2 protein-coding genes are annotated in these 2,413 nt (G+C 70.2%); one reads left to right on the top strand and one right to left on the bottom strand.

Annotated features, from left to right (window positions below):
* A partial coding sequence (locus HW445_RS26950) for a TIGR03842 family LLM class F420-dependent oxidoreductase (RefSeq protein WP_180223482.1) occupies positions 1 to 1,007 on the bottom strand: 1,007 nt, incomplete at its 3' end.
* Positions 1,008 to 1,176: 169 nt separating this feature from the next.
* Between HW445_RS26950 and HW445_RS26945 the strand changes: the two genes are divergently transcribed.
* Positions 1,177 to 2,413 (top strand): YncE family protein (locus HW445_RS26945; protein WP_374939702.1); only part of this gene is annotated, 1,237 nt, incomplete at its 3' end.

Here is a 2,413-nt window from a genome sequence, read left to right as displayed (position 1 = left end):
GGGATGACCCGCGCGCCGTAGACGTCGACGACCTTCTCCTGAGCGTCGTGCATGTCGTACACGGCGAACTGATCGACGCCGAGGTCGCGCAGCGCGGCCAGCTTCTCCAGGTGCCGTTCCACGGGGCCCAGGACGCAGAACCGGTCGACGATCTCGTCGGGGACGAAGGCCGTGTCCGGGTTCCCGCTGCGGCCGTGGTGGGAGTAGTCGTAGCCCTGGCGGGCCGCGATGTAGTCGGTCAGCTCGTGCGGCACGACCGCGGTGTCGGCGCCGTACCGGGTGACCAGGTCGGCCACGTGGTTGCCGACCATGCCCCCGAACCACCGGCACTGTTCGCGGGCGTGGGCCAGTGCCTCCGGCGAGTCGTCGTCGGTGACGTAGGCGGGCGCGGCGACGCAGACGGTCACCTCGTCCGGGTCCCGCCCGGCCGCCGCGGCGGCGTCCCGGACGGCCTTCACCATGTACTCCGTGAGGTACAGGTCGGCGAGCTGGAGGATGAACCCGTCGGCCCGCTCGCCCGCCATGCGCAGTGCCTTCGGCCCGTAGGCGGCCATCCACACGGGAAGTCCGCTCCCCGGCCGCACCCAGGGGAACCGGATCACGGTGCCGTCACCGAGGTCGGTCTCCTCTCCCGAGGCCAGGGAGCGGATCACCCGCATCGCCTCGGCCACGGCGGCCAGGGTGTTGGGGCTGCGGCCGGCCACCCGCATCGCCGAGTCGCCGCGCCCGATGCCGCACACCGTGCGGTCGCCGAACATGTCGTTGAGGGTGGCGAAGGTGGAGGCGGTGACCTCCCAGGTGCGGGTGCCGGGGTTGGTGACCATCGGTCCGACGGTCAGCCTCTCGGTCGCCGCGAGGATCTGGCTGTGGATCACGAAGGGTTCCTGCCACAGCACGGCCGAGTCGAAGGTCCAGCCGTGGCTGAAGCCGTTTCGCTCGGCGCGCCGCATCAGCTCGATCACGCGGGAGGCGGGCGGGTCGGTCTGCAGGACGAGTCCGAAGTCCATGGGCGGGCTCCTGGGGAGTCGGGCGTGGCCGAAACAGGGGTGCAGCGGCGTGCTCCCGTCGACCAGGCGTGCGCGGACTCTGGTTACCGACCCGTAAGGCCATTACCTTACCCCCGGTAACACTGAAGCGGTCCGGAGAGAACCCGGTTTCTGGAGACAGGAGCACAGTGTGAGAGAGAAGGTCGGACGCGGACGGGTGTTCCGGGCCCTGGCGGCCGCGACGGTGCTGACCGTCGCGGGTGCCGGGCAGGCCGGCGCCGAGGAGGCGCAGCAGCAGCGCGAGGTGCTGTACGTCGCCAACAACTGGGAGGGCACCGCCAGCGTGCTGTCCTCCGACGCGGGACTGTCCCCGATCGGGAAGCTCAACCTGATCCCGGACAAGGAGCAGCGCCTGAAGGAGATCTATCTCAACCCGGTCCGGCTGGCCGGCTTCCTCGTCATCCGGGAGACCGCGGGCGAGGGCCACGACCAGTTCGCGGACGACATGTACTCCACGCCGGACGGCTCCTCGGTGGTCGTCTCCCGGCCGAGCTTCGCCGACGTGGTGTCCATCTCGCTGACCACCGGCCGCGTCAACTGGCGTTTCCAGGTGGACGGCTTCCGCGCGGACCACATGGCGGTCTCCCCCGACGGCGGCCGGGTGGCGGTCTCGGCGTCGACCGGGAACAAGGTGCACGTCCTCGACATCGGCACCGGCCGGGAGATCGGCAGCTTCCCCACCGGGGACAAGCCGCACGAGAACGTCTTCACCGGTGACGGCAGGATCTGGAACATGTCCATCGGCGAGGTGAACAACGACCTGGACGCCCCGTGGATGGACTTCCTGAAGGGCGACCGCAAGATCACCGTCGCCGACGCGCAGACGCTCCAGGTGGTCCGCACCATCGACATGCGCCAGCGCCTGGACGCGGCCGGCTACGGCGCCTACTCGGACGCGGTCCGCCCGGCGGCGTTCAGCCCGGACGAGTCGAAGCTCTACTTCCAGGTGTCCTTCTTCAACGGCTTCTTCGAGTACGACGTGGCCACCGACAGGATCACCCGGATGAAGACGCTGCCGAAGAACCCGGCCACCTCCGACGACCGGACCGGCTTCGTCAACGACTCCCGCCACCACGGCCTGACGATGGAGCCGAACGGCGGGCACCTGTGCGTGGCGGGGACCATGGACGACTACGCCACGATCGTGGACCGTGCGACGCTCCAGGAGGGGCCGCTGGTCCCGGTCTCCAAGCCGTACTGGTCCACCGTCACGGGGGACGGCAGCGCGTGCGTCGTCTCGGAGTCGGGCGCCGACCAGGTCACCTCCATATCCTTCGCCACCGGCCGGAAGATCACCTCCACCCCGGTGGGCGACCACCCGCAGCGGGTCCGGCTCGGCACGGTGCCGCAGGGCTGGACCGGGGTCG

The organism is Streptomyces sp. UH6 (assembly GCF_013421635.1).
GTDB lineage: Bacteria > Actinomycetota > Actinomycetes > Streptomycetales > Streptomycetaceae > Streptomyces > Streptomyces abyssomicinicus.
Note: the sequence above shows the minus strand (reverse complement) of the source record. Positions and strands in the feature narration are given on the sequence as shown.